The organism is Bradyrhizobium elkanii USDA 76, from assembly GCF_023278185.1.
In the GTDB taxonomy this organism is placed as follows: Bacteria; Pseudomonadota; Alphaproteobacteria; order Rhizobiales; family Xanthobacteraceae; genus Bradyrhizobium; species Bradyrhizobium elkanii.
The window spans coordinates 8,353,482-8,370,369 of record NZ_CP066356.1 but is presented as its reverse complement, the minus strand read 5'-3'; the positions used below and the strand labels follow the sequence as shown (position 1 = coordinate 8,370,369).

Sequence of the window (16,888 nt, the reverse complement as noted above, 5' to 3'; positions counted from 1 at the left end):
GGTGCGTTTTGTTGCTGGGACAAGAATGCGCAACAGTCGCGCCGGCGGCGTCGTCTCAGCTATCGACCTTGAGTGCGGCGATGAAGGCTTCCTGCGGAATGTCGACCTTGCCGAACTGCCGCATCTTCTTCTTGCCTTCCTTCTGCTTCTCCAGAAGCTTGCGCTTGCGCGTGATGTCGCCGCCGTAGCACTTCGCGGTGACGTCCTTGCGCAGCGCGCGGACGGTTTCGCGCGCGATCACCTTGCCGCCGATCGCCGCCTGGATCGGAATCTGGAACATGTGCGGCGGGATCAGCTCCTTCATCTTCTCGACCATGGCGCGGCCGCGGCCTTCGGCGCGGGTGCGATGCACCAGCATCGACAGCGCGTCGACCGGCTCGGCGTTGACCAGGATCTGCATCTTGACCAGATCGGCCGGCTTGTAGTCGGTCAGATGATAGTCGAACGAGGCGTAGCCCTTGGAGACCGACTTCAGGCGATCGTAGAAATCAAACACCACTTCGTTGAGCGGCAGGTCGTATTTCACCATCGCGCGGGAGCCGACGTAAGTGAGCTCCTTCTGCGAGCCGCGGCGGTCCTGGCACAGCTTCAAGACGCTGCCGAGATATTCGTCGGGGGTGAGGATCGTCGCCTCGATCCACGGCTCCTCGATCTCGGCGATCTTGACCACGTCGGGCATGTCGACCGGGTTGTGGATCTCGAGCTCGGTGCCGTCGGTCAGCTTCATCTTGTAGATCACGCTCGGCGCGGTCGCGATCAGATTGAGGTCGAATTCGCGCGACAGCCGCTCTTGGATGATTTCCAGATGCAGCAGGCCGAGGAAGCCGCAGCGGAAACCGAAGCCGAGCGCGGCGGAGGTTTCCATCTCGTAGGAGAAGCTGGCGTCGTTTAGCCGCAGCTTGCCCATCGCCGCGCGGAGCGTTTCGAAGTCGTTGGCGTCGACCGGGAACAGGCCGCAGAACACGACCGGAATCGCCGGCTTGAAGCCCGGCAGCATTTCGCTGATCGGTTTCCTGTCATCGGTGATGGTGTCGCCGACGCGGGTGTCGGCGACTTCCTTGATCGCCGCGGTGATGAAGCCGATCTCGCCGGGGCCGAGCTCCTCGACCTGCTCCATCTTCGGCGTGAAGAAGCCGACGCGCTCGATGTCATAGGCGGCGCCGGTGCCCATCATGCGGATGCGGCTCCCCTTCTTCATCACGCCGTCGACGACGCGGATCAGGACCACCACGCCGAGATAAACGTCGTACCAGCTGTCGACCAGCAGCGCCTTCAGGGTCGCGTCGCGGTCGCCCTTCGGCGGCGGGAGGCGGGTGACGATCGCTTCCAGCACGTCGGGCACGCCGACGCCGGTCTTGGCCGAGATCATCACGGCGTCGGACGCATCGATGCCGATCACGTCCTCGATCTGCTGCTTGACCTTCTCGGGCTCGGCCGCCGGCAGGTCGACCTTGTTCAGGACCGGCACGATCTCGTGATTGTTGTCGAGCGCCTGATAGACATTGGCGAGCGTCTGCGCCTCGACGCCCTGGCTGGCGTCGACCACGAGCAGGGAACCCTCGCAGGCCGCCAGCGACCGCGAGACCTCGTAGGCGAAGTCGACATGGCCGGGCGTGTCCATCAGGTTGAAGATGTAGTCCTTGCCGTCCTTGGCGCGGTAGTTCAGCCGGACAGTCTGCGCCTTGATGGTGATGCCGCGCTCGCGCTCGATATCCATCGAATCGAGCACCTGCTCCTTGCCCGCCATTTCGCGATCCGACAGGCCGCCCGTCATCTGGATCAGGCGGTCGGCAAGGGTCGATTTGCCATGGTCGATATGGGCGACGATGGAGAAGTTGCGGATGTTCGAAATCGGGGCAGTTGTCATGGGCGCGGGATAGCATCCGCACCCCCGCGCGGGCAACCAAATTGCGGTATTTTGCAGCGGTGTGACGGCGAATCACGACACCGTTTCCGGCGGGGTTGCCGTGATCGATTTTCTGGCCTGTTCCTGCCAGGTCCGGCGGCCCGAAAATCGTCTTTCGCGTTGCCGGCACCGGGCGGATGAGCATGCATGGCTACGCCGCCGCCATCGACCTCAACCTGAAAGTTTCGGATCACTGGCTGTGGGCCGGCAAGACCATCCCCTGCAACAACCGGATGCCGCGCCAGATCGTCGACATCGTCGCGCGTCACGGCTTCATCTGGGGCCGCAAATGGTATCACTGCGATACCATGCATCTCGAGTCCCGGCCGGACTTCCCGGAAAGTGAAGCCGCATGCTGGAGGCGTTCTCACGCCAAGCTGATTTCACTGGCCACAAAAACGCGCTAAAGCGCGCTGAAATGCAGATGAGCACCCATCTGCGTTTCCGCTTCCATTCGGGCATGATCCTTCCGGGAAACCGCTTTCCACTTTTCCGGGGCATGCCTCAGGCACAGGCCATGTCGACCGCCTCCACGCTCCCCGCCGCCCGGCGCACCAACCGCAAGCTGACGATCCGGCGGATCGCCGCCTGGATCGCCTCGCGCGCCACCGATCCCGGGACCAGCCTGTGGTTCGTGATCGGCTTCGCGCTGGTTCATGCGGTGCTGTGGACGCTGATCCTGGTCAAGCTCAAGGCCGCGCAGGACATCCATATGGATGTTGCGGAAGCCTATGCCTGGGGCCAGCGCTTCCTGCTCGGCTATGGCAAGCACCCGCCGCTGTCGGGCTGGATCGCCGGGGTCTGGTTCAGGATTTTTCCCGTCACCAACTGGTCGACCTATGCGCTTGCGATGACGACGGTCAGCTTCGCGCTGGTGGTGTGCTGGCTGATCGCGCTGCGCGTCGTCGATCGCCGCCGCGCCTTCTTCATGGTGGTGATGCTCGCGCTCTACCCGATCTTCAATTTCAAGGGCTTCAAATACAATGCCGATCTCGCGCAGCTGGTGCCGCTGCCGCTGCTGGTGCTGGCCTATCTGAACGCGTTCGAGAAGCGCAGCTTCAAATCGGGTCTCTGGCTCGGCTTTGCCGGCATGCTGGCGCTGATGACCAAGTACTGGGTGGTGACGATGATCGGCGCCGTCGGGCTGGCCGCGCTGATCCATCCGCAACGGACGCAATTCCTGCGCTCGCCGGCGCCATGGGTTGCGATCGGCACGATGGCGGTGGCGATGATTCCGCATCTGGTGTGGCTGGAGGAGGTCGACTTCGTGCCGTTCATCTATGCCGGTGACGTCTACGCGCTGTCGAGCCGCGCACTCAATGTGCAGCTCGTGGTCGGCTATGTCGTGCACAATCTCGGGCTGCTCGCGATTCCCGTCGTGCTGGGCCTTGTGGCGCTGCTGCTGGGGTCGGTGCCGTGGCGGCCGTCGGACGTGCTGGCGCGGATCTGGTCGCGCGGACCGAATCCGGCCGTCAATCTTTCGCAGGCACTGAACGTCTGGATCATCCAGCTGATCGTTGCGATCGGGCCGCCGCTCGGCGCGCTGGCGTTCACCGTCTATATCAAGACCGATTGGGGCATCCCGCTGTTCTTCCTGGTGCCGCTTGCGCTGGTTGCGATCCCCTCGCTTCGCTTCCCGCGCATGGCGCTGTTCTCGATCACCGCGATCTGGTTCGTGGCCACGATCGTCACGCTGATCGCCGCGCCCAGCATCGCGACGCAGGAGATCGCGTCCAACCATGTCGGCGGTTCGACCTACGCCGCGCGCTCCGAGCTCGCGCGCGAGCTCACCCAGACCTGGCAGGACAGATTCCATTCGCGCTGGGCCGTGGTCGTCGCGCGGTCCGATATCGGCGAGCCGATGACGTTCTACAGTCCGGACCATCCGGCGTCGCTGGTGCCGGGCGAAGCCTGGTCGTCGGGGCTGACGTCGCTCGATGAAGCCAAGCGTCTCGGCTTCATCGGCGTCTGCGACACCACCGATCCGGTGTTCCTGAAGCCCTGCGAGGCGTGGATGGCGGAGCACGCCAAGGATGCCGAGCCGCTGGTGATGACCACCATGCGCTTCTTCAACGGCCATCCCGGTCCGTCGACGGTCTGGAAGGTCTATCTGGTGCCGCCGGCGAAGTAGCCATTGCCAGGCATCAGTGCCGTGCTGTTCCGTCATCCTGAGGGGCCGCGAAGCGGCGTCTCGAAGGATCGACGGCCACCGGCCGGGCCGTGCATCCTTCGAGACGCGCTTCGCGCTCCTCCAGCGACAAAGGCGAAGCCTTTGCGCGGGGATGACGGGGAAGGCTTTCGCTTAGCGTAGCGGACGAGCGCGCGGCGGCGCTTACGTGCCTTCCTCGTTGAACTTGCTGGCGACGAGTTCGGCGATGGCGTCGAGCGCTTGCTGCGCCTCGTCGCCCTTTGCGGAGACCACGACCGAGGTGCCGGGCCCGGCGGCGAGCATCATCAAGCCCATGATCGAGGTGCCGCCGACGGTCTCGGTGCCGCGGGTGACCCAGATCTCGGCGTTGAAGCGCTCGACCAGCTGGACGAACTTGGCCGATGCCCGCGCATGCAGGCCGCGCTTGTTGACGATCAGAAGCTCACGGGAGATGGCGCCCGCTGGCACGCCCGGGCCGACCTGATTTCCGCCCGGAGCCTCGTCGCTCATTTGCCTGCGAGAACGCGGCTGGCGATGGTGACGTATTTGCGGCCGGCTTCCTGGGCCATCGCGATCGCGTCGGGCAGCGAGCGCTCCTCGCGAACCTTGGCAAGCTTGACCAGCATGGGAAGGTTGATGCCTGCGAGCACTTCCACCTTCGGGCGGCTCATGCAGGAGATCGCAAGGTTGGACGGCGTGCCGCCAAACATGTCGGTGAGAATCGCAACGCCGTCGCCGCTATCGACGCGGTTCACCGCCTCGATGATGTCGCTTCGACAGAGATCGGAATCGTCCTCGGCCCCGATCGTAATCGCTTCAATTTGTTTCTGCGGACCCATGACGTGTTCGAGCGCCGCTCTGAACTCGTCGGCAAGGCGCCCATGGGTCACCAGCACTAGACCAATCATCGGAAACTCCTCGCGGGCGCCCTTTGGTGCACCGCACGAACGCGCCACTTTGACCATCCAGAGGCCCTGCGCAAGAGGGCATCTTGGCTAGTCTCCCGGTTCCTGGCGGTAGAGAGGGGAGGCTGCGCCGGCAAAATCCGACGCGATAGTGGATGTGATATGGTTACCAATTCCCTTCCCACAATTGGCCGCAAGATTACGGGAACATGAACTTTCAGGTTGTCGTCAGCGCAGCGACAACCAGCGGCAGGGGTTGAAAGCCGATGCCGACGGGAATTCGCGGTATCAAAACACCATTAAGGCGAATCGTGAGCGCCTCAGGTGGCGGCAGCCGCTCGGCGTCGTCAGCGGCGAGGTCGACGACCAGCCCCACGACGGCCTCACCTGCGAACGGACAATGGCGGATTCCGAGGCCTCGGATCTCGATCAGACCGGCCAATTGCTGGACCGGACGAACCCACAATTGTTCGCCGGCTGTGTCGAGATGGACACGGTCATCCCCCACCAAAATGGCCGGCGGAAGCGCTCCGGTGCGCCCGGCGAGAATCAGATCGAAGGCGAGACGCGACTTGCCGGCGCCCGACGGGCCGCGGATCAGCACCGCACGCTCGCCGACCAGAACGGCGGATGCGTGCACGCTCGAATTGTCGCTCATAGTGTCGGCAGCCTGACCACGAAACGCGCGCCGGCGACGGTGGGCTTGCCGTCTGCATCCGCAGGGCCGAGGCGGTTCTCGGCCCAGATGCGTCCGCCATGCGCTTCGATGATCTGCTTGGAGATCGAAAGCCCGAGACCGGAGTTCTGGCCAAAACCCTGGTGCGGCCGGTCGGTGTAGAAGCGCTCGAAGATCCGCTCCAGCGCGTCCTCGCCGATGCCGGGCCCGTCATCGTCGACCACGATCTCGACCTCGCCGCGGCTGCGGCGGCAGACGATGCGCACCTTGTCGCCCGGCTTGGAGAAGGATTGGGCGTTCGACAGCAGGTTCGAGATCACCTGGCCGAGCCGTGAATCATGGCCGGGCACCGAGAGCGTATCGGTCGGTCCGCGGCCCTCGAAGCGGGCTTCGACGGCGACGTCGTGGCCGAGCCTTGTCTCGTTGGCGACGCCGGTTAGCGTCGTCAGCAGCCGCCGCAGATCGACCGGCGCCATGTCCTGGCGCTGCATTTCGGCGTCGAGCCGGCTGGCGTCGGAGATATCGGAGATCAGGCGGTCGAGCCGCCTGACGTCATGCTCGATCACGGCGAGCAGCCGCGCGCGGCTGTTCTCGTTGCGCGCCAAAGGCAGCGTCTCGACCGCGGAGCGCAGCGAGGTCAGCGGGTTCTTCAGCTCATGGGCGACATCGGCGGCGAACATCTCGATCGCCTCGATGCGGCTGTAGAGCGCGTTGGTCATGTCGCGCAGCGCGCCGGAGAGATGGCCGATCTCGTCGCGGCGCCCGGTGAAGTCGGGAATCTCGACGCGGGTCTGGATGCGGTGGCGGACGCGCTCGGCGCCGTCGGCGAGCCGCCGCACCGGGCCCGCGATCGTGCTCGCCAGCAGCAGCGACAGCATGATCATGACGGCGGAGGCGACGCCGCCGATCTTGAGGATGGCGAGGCGCTCGGACATCACCAGCTGGTCGATGTCGTCGCCCTGGGTGGTCAGCATCAACGCGCCGCGCACGGCGCGGAAATGCTGCACCGGGACCGCGACCGACACGATGATCGCGCCGCGTTCGGTGACGCGCACGGCGCTGCCCTTCATGCCTTCGAGCGATTGCGCGACTTCGGAATAGCCCCTGCCGCCTTCGGGACCGAGCTCGCGGTAGATCGGCAGGTCGCCGCGGTTGAGCCAGGTCTTGATCGTGGCCTTGGTCTTCTCATAGAGCGACGGCTTGTCCGACGGCGGCGGCAGCTCCATGCGAAGCACGTCGCCGCGCGCGAACAGATTGCGGCTGTCGAGGATCAGGCCGCCATCGCGGTCGAAGATGCGGGCCCGCGTCTTGGTCGGCGCGATCAGGCGGCGCAGGACCGGCGCGACCCGCTCGGGATTGATCGGGAAGTCAGCCGATTCATCCGGCTGGCCATAACTTTCGCCGGGCTTGAGGTCGAGCAGGCGATCGGGATCGATGGTGACGGTATTGCCTTCGACGGTCGCCGAGGCCGCGATCGCCTCCGAGATGATCTCGGCATAGACCAAAAGGCTCTGCGTGCGCGCCTCGATCAGGCCGGCGCGAAACTGCGAGAGATAGAGGATGCTGGCGACCAGCGCGACGAGGCCGGCAAGGTTGAGCGAGACGATGCGGCGCGTCAGGCTCGAGAACGACAGCGCGAAAAAGAACTGACCGGCGCGGCGCAGCCAGCCGAGCGGACGGCGCCAGCCCTTGTCCTGCGCCAAATCTTCGGCAACGGCGTCCTGATCGAGGAGCTGTGACGCGTCCTCGGTATTCAGGCCTTGCTCGAGCTGCGTTCGATCAAGCACTGGCAAAGCTGCCGGTTGGTATGGATGTCGTCCCGCGAAGCAATCGTTCGCCCGAGCTTACCCCAGCCGTGCGGAGCCTGTCAGTTAACAAGCCGCCCGGGAAGCGCAGATCAGGCTTCCTTGAAGCGATAGCCGACGCCGTACAGCGTCTCGATCATCTCGAAGTCGTCGTCGACCACCTTGAACTTCTTGCGCAGCCGCTTGATGTGGCTGTCGATGGTGCGGTCGTCGACATAGACCTGGTCGTCATAGGCCGCGTCCATCAGTGCGTTGCGGCTCTTCACGACGCCGGGGCGGGTGGCGAGCGCCTGCAGGATCAGGAATTCGGTCACGGTGAGCGTCACCGGCTCGTTCTTCCAGGTGCAGGTGTGGCGCTCCGGATCCATCCGCAGCAGGCCGCGGTCGAGGGCGCGGGCGTCCGGCTCCTTCGGCGCGGCGGTCGGATCCTTCGGCTGGCCGCGGCGGAGGACGGCCTTGACCCGTTCGACCAGCAGGCGCTGCGAGAACGGCTTGCGGATGAAATCGTCGGCGCCCATTTTCAGGCCGAACAATTCGTCGATCTCCTCATCCTTCGAGGTGAGGAAGATCACCGGCAGGTCGGACTTCTGGCGCAGCCGGCGCAGCGTTTCCATGCCGTCCATGCGCGGCATCTTGATATCGAGGATCGCAAGGTCGGGCGGCGACGTGCGAAACCCATCCAGCGCCGACGCACCGTCCGTGTAGGTCATGATGCGATAGCCTTCGGCTTCGAGCGCGATCGAAACCGAAGTGAGAATGTTGCGGTCGTCGTCGACCAGGGCGATTGTGGGCATGTGCTGCTTTCACAATGAGAGTGGCTTAGACGGCGGGCACTCTGGCGACGCGCCGTAGAATTGGGCTTCGAACGCGGTCAACGAGCAATGCAAGCTGGGCTGAAGTGTGACCGAGTTCCGCAAAAATCCGCTTCTGCGACCCACGCGATGGGTCCCCATATAGCACCCTTGGACCGTGAGAAAAGGCCCTTTTTTCATAGGGAACCCGCCCGATTCGCCCATAAAATGACCCGATAGGCCCATGCAACCGACCGCCGACTTCGATCCTGCCCACCTTGCCCGCTCGCTGCTCCGCCGCAGCCGCCAGGGCGCCCTCGCCACGTTGATGGCCGACACCGGCGATCCCTATTGCTCGCTGGTCAATCTGGCCAGCCATCCCGACGGCTCGCCGATCCTGCTGATTTCCCGCCTGGCGCTGCATACCAAGAACATCCTGGCCGACAGCCGGGTGTCGCTGATGCTGGACGAGCGCGCCGAGGGCGATCCGCTGGAGGGCGCCCGGATCATGCTGGCCGGTCAGGCGGAGGAGGTCGCGGAGGCCGGGCGGGAGCTCGTCCGAAGGCGCTATATCGGCGCCCATCCGTCAGCGGAAGCCTTTGTGGAATTTAAGGATTTTTCGTTCTTCCGGATCAAGCCGAGCGGTGCCCATCTGGTCGCCGGGTTCGGCCGCATCGTCGACCTCAAACCCGCGCAATTCCTGACCGATCTCGGGGGCGCCGAGGGGCTGCTCGAAGCTGAGCCCGGCGCGGTGGCGCATATGAACGAGGATCACCGCGAGGCCATGAATCTTTACGCGACGCGGCTGCTCGGCGCGGGAAGTGCCGACTGGCTCTGCACCGGCTGCGATCCTGACGGCATGGACATGCAGGCCGGCCGCGACACGCTGCGGCTGGATTTCCCCGAGCGCGTCACCACCGGCACGGAGCTGCGCAAGATGCTGGTGCGGCTCGCCGGCGAGGCGCGCGCCAAAGGATAGCAAGCGATAGGAGAAAACCACCTGTCCGCCCGGCGGTGCTGCGGCCGTGGCGAGGCATGGTGTCGCATGGCCGAGGCGGCGCGCTTGCGCGGTCGCCGGGGCGAGGTGTCCTTCAACCGCGCGTCGCTTCCAGTCTGCGCGGGTTTGACAGCGCGATCATTTCGCGCGGCGTGTCATGTCATCGCCCGTGGGCTCGATGTGCATGCAGGAATGCCTGGCGCTGCTGCATCGGAAAATCAGCCGGATCGCAATGTCGACCGCGACGACGCGCGCGTGCGACCGCGCTGATTGCGTTATCATCGATCGCCAAGGGCAGCGATCGTCTCGCCGCCGAAACGCAACGTGTTGCGGAACATTCACCGCAGCTGAGCATTGATGCACTCGGGCTTCGACGAAGGCGTGTTGAGCGCAATCGAAACTGCTCGTCGGCAGCTCACATCTGCAGCTCAATGCGGATCAGGCGGTGCCGCGTGCAACACGATGGTGGTCATGCTCGGCTCTGCAGCGCTGCGTCATCGCGCGGCGGCTCATCTCAACGATACATCCTCAGCGCGAAATGCATGCCCGGCATTCTCAGCGCCGTTCGCCTCGATCGGCGACGGCGCTGCCCGCCGGCTGGCACTTTTTGTGCATCGCAAAGCTTCGTGCGCGGCGGGAAAGGCGATGAAACGTCGCCCGACTGCCGGCAAAACAACGAGAAAACGAAAGCAAGACGAAAGGGTTTCGCGCTGCGGTATTTGCGCCAGATGATGGGCCTGCCTTGGAATCAGCCAAAAGCCGTTCGATTGGCTTGGCAAGCCCGGCGATCCTCACTATTAGGTCGCCGGACCGAAGCCGAGAGGCTATATTCTGATCACGGTCACCGCGGCGGGGCGCGATTGGCGACATTCGCGCGAACAAGGATACGCGGGTTCGAGGAGGTTCTTCGTGCAAGAGACGGGCGTACATAACGGTGCCTTCGGCGCCGACAAATTCGGCTTAAAAAATCTCAAGGGCGTGCATTGGAATTATGGCGCACCTCAGCTTTACGAGCATTCGCTGCGTAACGGCGAAGCGGTGCTGTCGGCCGATGGCGCGCTTTGCGCGGACACCGGTGTGTTCACCGGGCGCAGTCCGAAGGACAAGTTCACGGTCCGCGACGGCCTGACCGACAAGAGCATGTGGTGGGCCGGCAACCAGTCGATCACCTCGGAGCAGTTCGCCGCGCTCCATGCCGACTTCCTCAAGCATGCCGAAGGCATGACGCTGTTCGCGCAGGATCTCTACGGCGGCGCCGATCCGAAGCATCGCATCAAGACCCGCGTCTTCACCGAGCTTGCCTGGCACTCGCTGTTCATCCGCACGCTGCTGATCCGCCCCGAGGCGTCGGAGCTCGCGAGCTTCGTGCCCGAACTCACGATCATCGACCTGCCGAGCTTCCGCGCCGATCCGAAGCGTCACGGCTGCAAGTCGGAGAACGTCGTCGCGATCGATTTCGCCCGCAAGATCGTCCTGATCGGCGGCTCGCAATATGCCGGCGAGATGAAGAAGAGCGTGTTCACCACGCTGAACTATTACCTGCCCGAGAAGGGCGTGATGCCGATGCACTGCTCGGCCAATGTCGGCTCCGACGGCGACACTGCGATCTTCTTCGGCCTGTCCGGCACCGGCAAGACCACGCTCTCGGCCGATCCCAAGCGCACGCTGATCGGCGATGACGAGCATGGCTGGAGCGAGGACGGCGTCTTCAATTTCGAAGGCGGCTGCTACGCCAAGTGCATCAAGCTGTCCGGCGAAGCCGAGCCGGAAATCTACGCCGCCAGCAAGCGCTTCGGCGCGGTGCTGGAGAACGTCGTGCTCGGCGCCAACGATCGCGTGCCCGATTTCGACGACGGCTCGAAGACCGAGAACACCCGCTCGGCCTATCCGCTCGATTTCATCCCGAACGCTTCGCGCACCGGCTGCGCGCCGCATCCGAAGAACGTCGTGATGCTCGCCGCCGACGCCTTCGGCGTGATGCCGCCGATCGCCAAGCTGACGCCGGCGCAGGCGATGTATCACTTCCTGTCCGGCTACACCGCGAAGGTCGCCGGCACCGAGCGCGGCCTCGGCAACGAGCCGCAGCCGGAATTCTCCACCTGCTTCGGTTCGCCGTTCCTGCCGCGCGATCCGTCGGTCTACGGCAACATGCTGCGCGAGCTGATCGCCAAGCACAATGTCGATTGCTGGCTGGTCAACACCGGCTGGACCGGCGGCAAGTACGGCACCGGCCGTCGCATGCCGATCAAGGTGACCCGCGCGCTGCTCACCGCGGCGCTGAACGGCTCGCTCCGCAACGCCGACTTCCGCACCGACAGGTATTTCGGCTTCGCGGTGCCGACCTCGCTGCCGGGCGTCGAGCCGCACATCCTCGATCCGATCAAGACCTGGGCCGACAAGGCCGAGTTCGACAAGACCGCGCGTGCGCTGGTCGGCATGTTCCAGAAGAACTTCGCCAAGTTCGAAGCGCAGGTCGACGCCGAAGTCCGCGCCGCCGCGCCGGAAGTGAAGCTGGCGGCAGAGTAAACCGCGCAGGCGATACGCGATTTGAAAAGGCGGCCCTCGTGGCCGCCTTTTTGTTTTTCGACGTAATCAGCGAAGCGTGCACCTTTTCCATCCGTCCAAGCTGAGCCGCGAACGGCGTTACATCCTCCACCGTCGTCCCGGCGAAGGCCGGGACCCATACTCCGCAGCGGGTGTTGTGAATGGGACTCGTCGTTCCGACGTCGCGCAACAATGACCATCGGTGGTTATGGGTCCCGGCTCCCGTGCGCAATTGCGCACTAGGCCGGGACGACATCGCGTGTGTTGCTTCGCTACTCCCCCATCTCCGGCAGCACCGCGTTGCTCGGCGTCTGGCGGTCGGTGATCTGCAGGCCGAACAGGCTGCCGATCAATTCGACCGCGACGCGCGCGGTGCGGCCGCGCTCGTCGAGGAAGGGATTGAGCTCGACGATGTCGAGCGAGCGCACCAGCCCGGAATCGTGCAGCAGCTCCATGATGAGATGGGCTTCCCGATAGGTCGCGCCGCCCGGCACCGTGGTGCCGACGCCGGGCGCCACCGCCGGATCGAGGAAGTCGACATCGAACGAGACGTGCAGCACGCCGTTCTTCGCCCTGACGCGTTCGATGACGCGGCGCGTGAGCACCGCGACGCCGAACTCGTCGATCTGGCGCATGTCCGCGATCGACACATTGCGCTGCCGCAGCAGCTTGCGCTCCAGCGGATCGACCGAGCGCGTGCCGATCAGGTCGAGCTGATCGGGCGGGATCGAGGCGCGCGGCAGCCCGCCGAGCAGATCGTCGAGACCGGGCTCGCCGCACAGGAACGCGGCCGACATGCCGTGCATGTTGCCGGTGATGGTGGTGGCCGGCGTGTTGTAGTCGGCATGTGCGTCGACCCACAGCGCAAACAGCGGCCGGCCCTTTTCCTGCCAGTAGCGTGCGACGCCGTTGATCGACCCCATCGACAGCGAGTGATCGCCGCCCATGAAGATCGGAATCGCGCCGGAATGCGCCAGCCAATAGGCGCGCTCGGAGAGCGCGCGGGTCCAGGTCTTCACTTCATCGTAGAACCGGGTGTTGGCCGGCACCGGGCCGTCGGCGACCACCTGGGGGATCGCAAGGTTGCCGTGGTCGTCGACCTGGAAGTCGAGCTGCTCGAGCAGGCGCGCGATGCCCGCGGTGCGCAGCGCGTCCGGTCCCATCAGCGGGCCGGCCTGCGACGCGCCGATCTCGATGGGAACGCCAAGCAGGGCGATGCGCGAGGGCTTTGACGTGTCGGCTTCGGACATGCAGCAGTGCTCCCAAAGGTGTGGAACAGAAGCGACGTGCCAATGTTCCCTCAACCCTTGAAATAGGCAATGCGGTCGGCACAGACCAATGTGGATATTTGTCTACGGCTCTACACGAGCCGGTGGCCGATCCGCTCGAAACGCCTACGCCTTGAAATAAGCGATCTGCGTCGTGGTCGCGAGCAGCCGGCCGGACGGCGACCACAATTCGCCGTGCTGGTCGCCGTAGCTCTTGTGGAAGGTCTTGGCGTCGGCGGTGGCGAGCACGCGGGTGGTGTCCTCCGCATCCAGGTCGGCCGCGTCGGCGTGGAAATAGGTCGTCAGCGACACGGTGCCGAACGGCACCAGCTCGTGCCTTGCGTGGAAGACGCGGCCGAAGAACGCGTCCGACATCGACATCAGCGACAGCGCATCGAGCTTGCGTGGCACACGGTCGGCGATCCAGAGTTTTGAGTAGGGGCTCGATAGCTGCTGCGCGGCGCCGCCGCCGGCGAACTTCGGCTCGCCCTCGGCGAAGCGGAAATCGTACTGGTTGGCCCAGGTCATCTTGAGCTTCGGAAAGGAGCGCAGCTGTTCGAACGGCACGGCGCCCGGAAACCCGGCCGGCTGGTGCGACCAGGACGGGCGGCGCTCGGCGAACACGGCGGTTGCCAGCGTCGCGACCTCGCCGCCGCCCTGCGTCATCTCGACCGACCAGTGCTGGCTCGAGCGGTTGGCCTTGACCAGGCGGACGTCGAGATCGAACGCGCCCTCGGCGACCGGCGCGCAGTAGTTGACCGTCAGCGCCAGCGGATCGCCCGCGCGCTGCGGGTGCTGCATCAGCGCGCGCAGGATGGTCGCGGCGGTGCAGCCGCCGAACGGGCCGACGAACGCCCAGTAATCGGGACTGGTTCGTCCCTGCCAGCGGCTGTCGCCGGCGGTCACGGCGGTGGCTTCATCGAAAAGGTGCGGGGTCTTGGTGAGCATGCAGATCTTTCAGTATCGACTGGCGCTTCCGTCACCGCCAGGGGCGATGACGAGCAATGACGTCCGTCATGCAATATCGCGGGCAATGGCGCTGATTTCAATGATGTCGGGCGTAATCGATTTCCGCGTCCCGGGATTATGCCTTCGCCTCGCGCTGGTTGCCGAGCTGCGGCGAGGCGCCCGGATGCACCGGCACGTGCCAGATGTCCTCGGCATATTCGCGGATGGTGCGGTCGGAGGAGAACCACGCCATGCGCGCGACATTGAGGATCGAGGCGCGGGTCCAGGCGGAAGGCACGCGCCAGCGCGCGTCGATGCCGCGCTGCGCGTCGTAATAGGAGTCGAAATCGGCCGAGACCATGTAGTGGTCGAGGTAGCGCAGCGCGTGTCCGATCGAGGCGAAGCGCGCGGCATCGCCGGGCGAGAACTCGCCGCTCTCGATGGCGCGGATCGCGCGCTCGAGCCGCGGCGATTTGCGGATCACGTCGCTGGCGTCGAGCCCCTGCTTGCGGCGGACCATGACGTCGCCGGCCTCGAGGCCGAAGATCGCGATGTTCTCCTCGCCGACATTGTCGCGGATCTCGATATTGGCGCCGTCGAGCGTGCCGATGGTCAGTGCGCCGTTCAGCGCAAGCTTCATGTTGCCGGTGCCTGAGGCCTCCATGCCGGCGGTCGAGATCTGCTCGGAGAGATCGGCGGCCGGAATGATCACCTCGGCGAGGCTGACATTGTAGTCGGCGAGGAAGGCGACCTTCAGCCTGCCGCCGAGCGAAGCGTCGTTGTTGACGACCTCGGCGACGTCGTTGATCAGCTTGATGATCAGCTTGGCGTAGCGGTAGCTTGCGGCCGCCTTGCCGGCGAAGATTTTCACGCGCGGCACCCAGTCGCGCTGCGGCTCGTCCTTCATCGCGTGGTACAGCGCGATCGTCTCCAGGATGTTGAGCAGCTGCCGCTTGTATTCGTGGATGCGCTTGATCTGCACGTCGAACAGCGCCGACGGGTCGACCTGGATGCCGTTGCGCTCGCGGATCAGCCGCGCCAGCGCCAGCTTGTTGTGATGCTTGACGTCGCGGAAGCGCTTCTGGAATTCCAGATCGCTCGAATGGGTCTCGAGCCGCTCGAGCAGCGAGAAGTCGTCGAGCACGGCCTCGCCGCAGGTTTCGCGCAGCAGCGCGGTCAGCCGCGGGTTGGCCAGCATCAGCCAGCGGCGGAAGGTGATGCCGTTGGTCTTGTTGGTGATGCGCGACGGATAGAGATGATGCAGGTCGTGGAACACGGTCTCCTTCATCAGGTCGGAATGCATCGCGGAGACGCCGTTGATGCGGTGCGAGCCGACGAAGGCGAGCTGGCCCATCCGCACGCGGCGGCCGCTGCGCTCGTCGATCAGCGAGACCGAGGCGCGATATTCGATGTCGCCGGGGAAGCGTTCCTCGGCGAGCGCGAGATGGGCCACGTTGATGCGGTAGATGATCTCGAGATGCCGCGGCAGCAGCCGCTCGAACAGTTCGACCGGCCAGGTCTCGAGCGCCTCCGGCAGCAGCGTGTGGTTGGTGTAGGACAGCGTCGCGACCGTGATCTTCCAGGCCTCGTCCCAGCGGAAATTGTGCAGGTCGACCAGGATGCGCATCAGCTCGGTGACCGCGAGGCTCGGATGGGTATCGTTGAGCTGCACGGCCGCCTTCTGCGCGAGGTTGCGCAGGCCGCCGTCGGAGGCGAGATGCCGCTTCACGAGATCCTGCAACGAGGCCGAGACGAAGAAATATTCCTGGCGCAGCCGGAGCTCGCGGCCCGCCGCGCTCTCGTCGTTCGGATAGAGGAATTTGCAGATCGCTTCCGCGCGCGCCTGTTCGGCGCTGGCCGAGACGTAGTCGCCGGTGTTGAAGACGTCGAGCTGGAGCGGATCGGGCGCATGCGCCGACCACAGGCGGAGCGCGTTGACGTGCTGGCCGCGCCAGCCGACGATCGGCGTGTCGTAGGCCATGGCCTCGACGGTTTCCGCCGGGTGCCAGGTGGCGCGGTCGCGGCCGCGATCGTCGACATGCTCGACATGGCCGCCGAAGTGAACGTTGTACACCACCTCCGGCCGCTGGAATTCCCAGGGGTTGCCGAAGGCGAGCCACTCGTCGGGATATTCCTGCTGCCAGCCATGGTTCATGATCTGGCGGAACAGGCCGAAATCGTAGCGGATGCCGTAGCCGGTCGCGGGGATCGCCAGCGTCGCCATGCTCTCCATGAAGCAGGCCGCAAGCCGGCCGAGGCCGCCATTGCCGAGCGCCGCATCCGGCTCGCATTTGCGCAGGTCCGAGAGATCGACGCCGAGGTCGCCGAGCGCCGCCTCGAACAGCGGCAGCAGTCCCATATTGTTGAGCGCGTCGGTGAACAGGCGGCCGATCAGGAACTCGAGCGAGAGATAGTAGACGCGCTTGGCGCCGGCGTCGTAGCTTTGCTTCTCGGCCGTCAGCCAGTGGTGCACGATGCGGTCGCGCAGCGTCAGCGCCGCGGCCTTGTACCAGTCGCGTCTGGTCGCAACGGTGGCGTCCTTGCCGATCGCAAGGCGAAGCTTCGCCAGGATCGCGCTCTTGATCTCGGTCAGTGCCAGCTCGTCGATCGGCTGGTTCAATGCCGGGTAGTTTGTCTGTTCCTGCAACGCGCCCAATCCCTGCCGTTCAAACCGGAACATGATGCGATGACGCGCGTCATGACCCCATCTCATTGGTGGAGCATGGTTCCCCGGAAATCCCGGTTCCGCAGCCTTCCGATCACGCTCCAGCGCAATGATACCCGCGTCGCATGGCAATCGAAACCGTCAGGGACGATGCCATACACAGCGCTGCCGTGATTTTATGCAAGGACCGGGCCGCTTCGGGAACCTTCCGGACCAGCCGTCATGAGTCTACCA

Annotated in this window: 14 protein-coding genes; 5 read left to right on the top strand and 9 right to left on the bottom strand. The window is 65.0% G+C overall.

Annotated elements, in window-relative coordinates; translation table 11 throughout:
* Positions 1–55 precede the first annotated feature (55 nt).
* Positions 56–1,867 carry a translation elongation factor 4 gene (gene lepA / locus JEY66_RS39635; RefSeq protein WP_018269553.1) on the bottom strand — a complete coding sequence of 604 codons (1,812 nt, stop codon included), beginning with the start codon at positions 1,865–1,867 and terminating at the stop codon, positions 56–58.
* Positions 1,868–2,043: 176 nt separating this feature from the next.
* Here lepA and JEY66_RS39630 point away from each other — a divergent pair, with 176 nt between their 5' ends.
* Together JEY66_RS39630 and JEY66_RS39625 are read left to right on the top strand one after the other, a co-directional pair.
* Positions 2,044–2,313 (top strand): M15 family metallopeptidase, encoded by a 270-nt coding sequence (locus JEY66_RS39630; protein WP_016843293.1) that lies wholly within the window; start codon positions 2,044–2,046, stop codon positions 2,311–2,313.
* A gap of 110 nt (positions 2,314–2,423) precedes the next feature.
* Positions 2,424–4,037, top strand: coding sequence for a glycosyltransferase family 39 protein (locus tag JEY66_RS39625; RefSeq protein ID WP_026192147.1), 1,614 nt, complete (start codon positions 2,424–2,426; stop codon positions 4,035–4,037).
* 201 nt (positions 4,038–4,238) lie between these two features.
* Here the strand turns inward: JEY66_RS39625 and JEY66_RS39620 are convergent, their stop codons facing one another.
* From JEY66_RS39620 to JEY66_RS39600, 5 genes are all read right to left on the bottom strand, one after another.
* On the bottom strand, positions 4,239–4,565 hold the full coding sequence (locus JEY66_RS39620) for an HPr family phosphocarrier protein (protein ID WP_016843291.1): 327 nt from the start codon (positions 4,563–4,565) through the stop codon (positions 4,239–4,241).
* Positions 4,562–4,963 (bottom strand): PTS sugar transporter subunit IIA, encoded by a 402-nt coding sequence (locus tag JEY66_RS39615; protein ID WP_021076632.1) that lies wholly within the window; start codon positions 4,961–4,963, stop codon positions 4,562–4,564. Before JEY66_RS39615 ends, JEY66_RS39620 begins: the two co-directional genes overlap by 4 nt.
* 214 nt (positions 4,964–5,177) lie before the next feature.
* On the bottom strand, positions 5,178–5,618 hold the full coding sequence (locus JEY66_RS39610; RefSeq protein WP_016843289.1) for an HPr kinase/phosphorylase: 441 nt from the start codon (positions 5,616–5,618) through the stop codon (positions 5,178–5,180).
* On the bottom strand, positions 5,615–7,423 hold the full coding sequence (locus JEY66_RS39605) for a sensor histidine kinase (RefSeq protein ID WP_016843288.1): 1,809 nt from the start codon (positions 7,421–7,423) through the stop codon (positions 5,615–5,617). The genes JEY66_RS39610 and JEY66_RS39605 overlap by 4 nt, the downstream gene beginning before the upstream one ends.
* A 110-nt stretch (positions 7,424–7,533) precedes the next feature.
* Complete coding sequence (locus JEY66_RS39600) at positions 7,534–8,235, bottom strand: response regulator transcription factor (RefSeq protein WP_016843287.1); 702 nt, start codon at positions 8,233–8,235, stop codon at positions 7,534–7,536.
* Between the two features lie 241 nt (positions 8,236–8,476).
* Between JEY66_RS39600 and JEY66_RS39595 the strand changes: the two genes are divergently transcribed.
* The 3 genes from JEY66_RS39595 to JEY66_RS39585 all read left to right on the top strand — a co-directional run bounded on the left by JEY66_RS39595 (position 8,477) and on the right by JEY66_RS39585 (position 11,755).
* Complete coding sequence (locus JEY66_RS39595) at positions 8,477–9,211, top strand: HugZ family pyridoxamine 5'-phosphate oxidase (protein ID WP_016843286.1); 735 nt, start codon at positions 8,477–8,479, stop codon at positions 9,209–9,211.
* A gap of 375 nt (positions 9,212–9,586) precedes the next feature.
* Positions 9,587–9,961, top strand: a complete 375-nt coding sequence (locus tag JEY66_RS39590; RefSeq protein WP_125459223.1) for a hypothetical protein — start codon at positions 9,587–9,589, stop codon at positions 9,959–9,961.
* 177 nt (positions 9,962–10,138) lie between these two features.
* A complete protein-coding gene (locus tag JEY66_RS39585) occupies positions 10,139–11,755 on the top strand; it encodes a phosphoenolpyruvate carboxykinase (protein ID WP_016843284.1) in 1,617 nt (538 codons plus the stop codon).
* Between the two features lie 290 nt (positions 11,756–12,045).
* Here JEY66_RS39585 and rocF read toward each other — a convergent pair whose 3' ends face one another.
* The 3 genes from rocF to JEY66_RS39570 all read right to left on the bottom strand — a co-directional run bounded on the left by rocF (position 12,046) and on the right by JEY66_RS39570 (position 16,669).
* Positions 12,046–13,023, bottom strand: a complete 978-nt coding sequence (rocF, locus tag JEY66_RS39580) for an arginase (RefSeq protein ID WP_018269556.1) — start codon at positions 13,021–13,023, stop codon at positions 12,046–12,048.
* Between the two features lie 144 nt (positions 13,024–13,167).
* Entirely contained in the window at positions 13,168–13,989 is an 822-nt protein-coding gene (locus JEY66_RS39575) for an acyl-CoA thioesterase (protein WP_018269557.1), read from the bottom strand.
* A gap of 136 nt (positions 13,990–14,125) precedes the next feature.
* On the bottom strand, positions 14,126–16,669 hold the full coding sequence (locus JEY66_RS39570; protein WP_172648911.1) for a glycogen/starch/alpha-glucan phosphorylase: 2,544 nt from the start codon (positions 16,667–16,669) through the stop codon (positions 14,126–14,128).
* Positions 16,670–16,888: the final 219 nt, after the last annotated feature.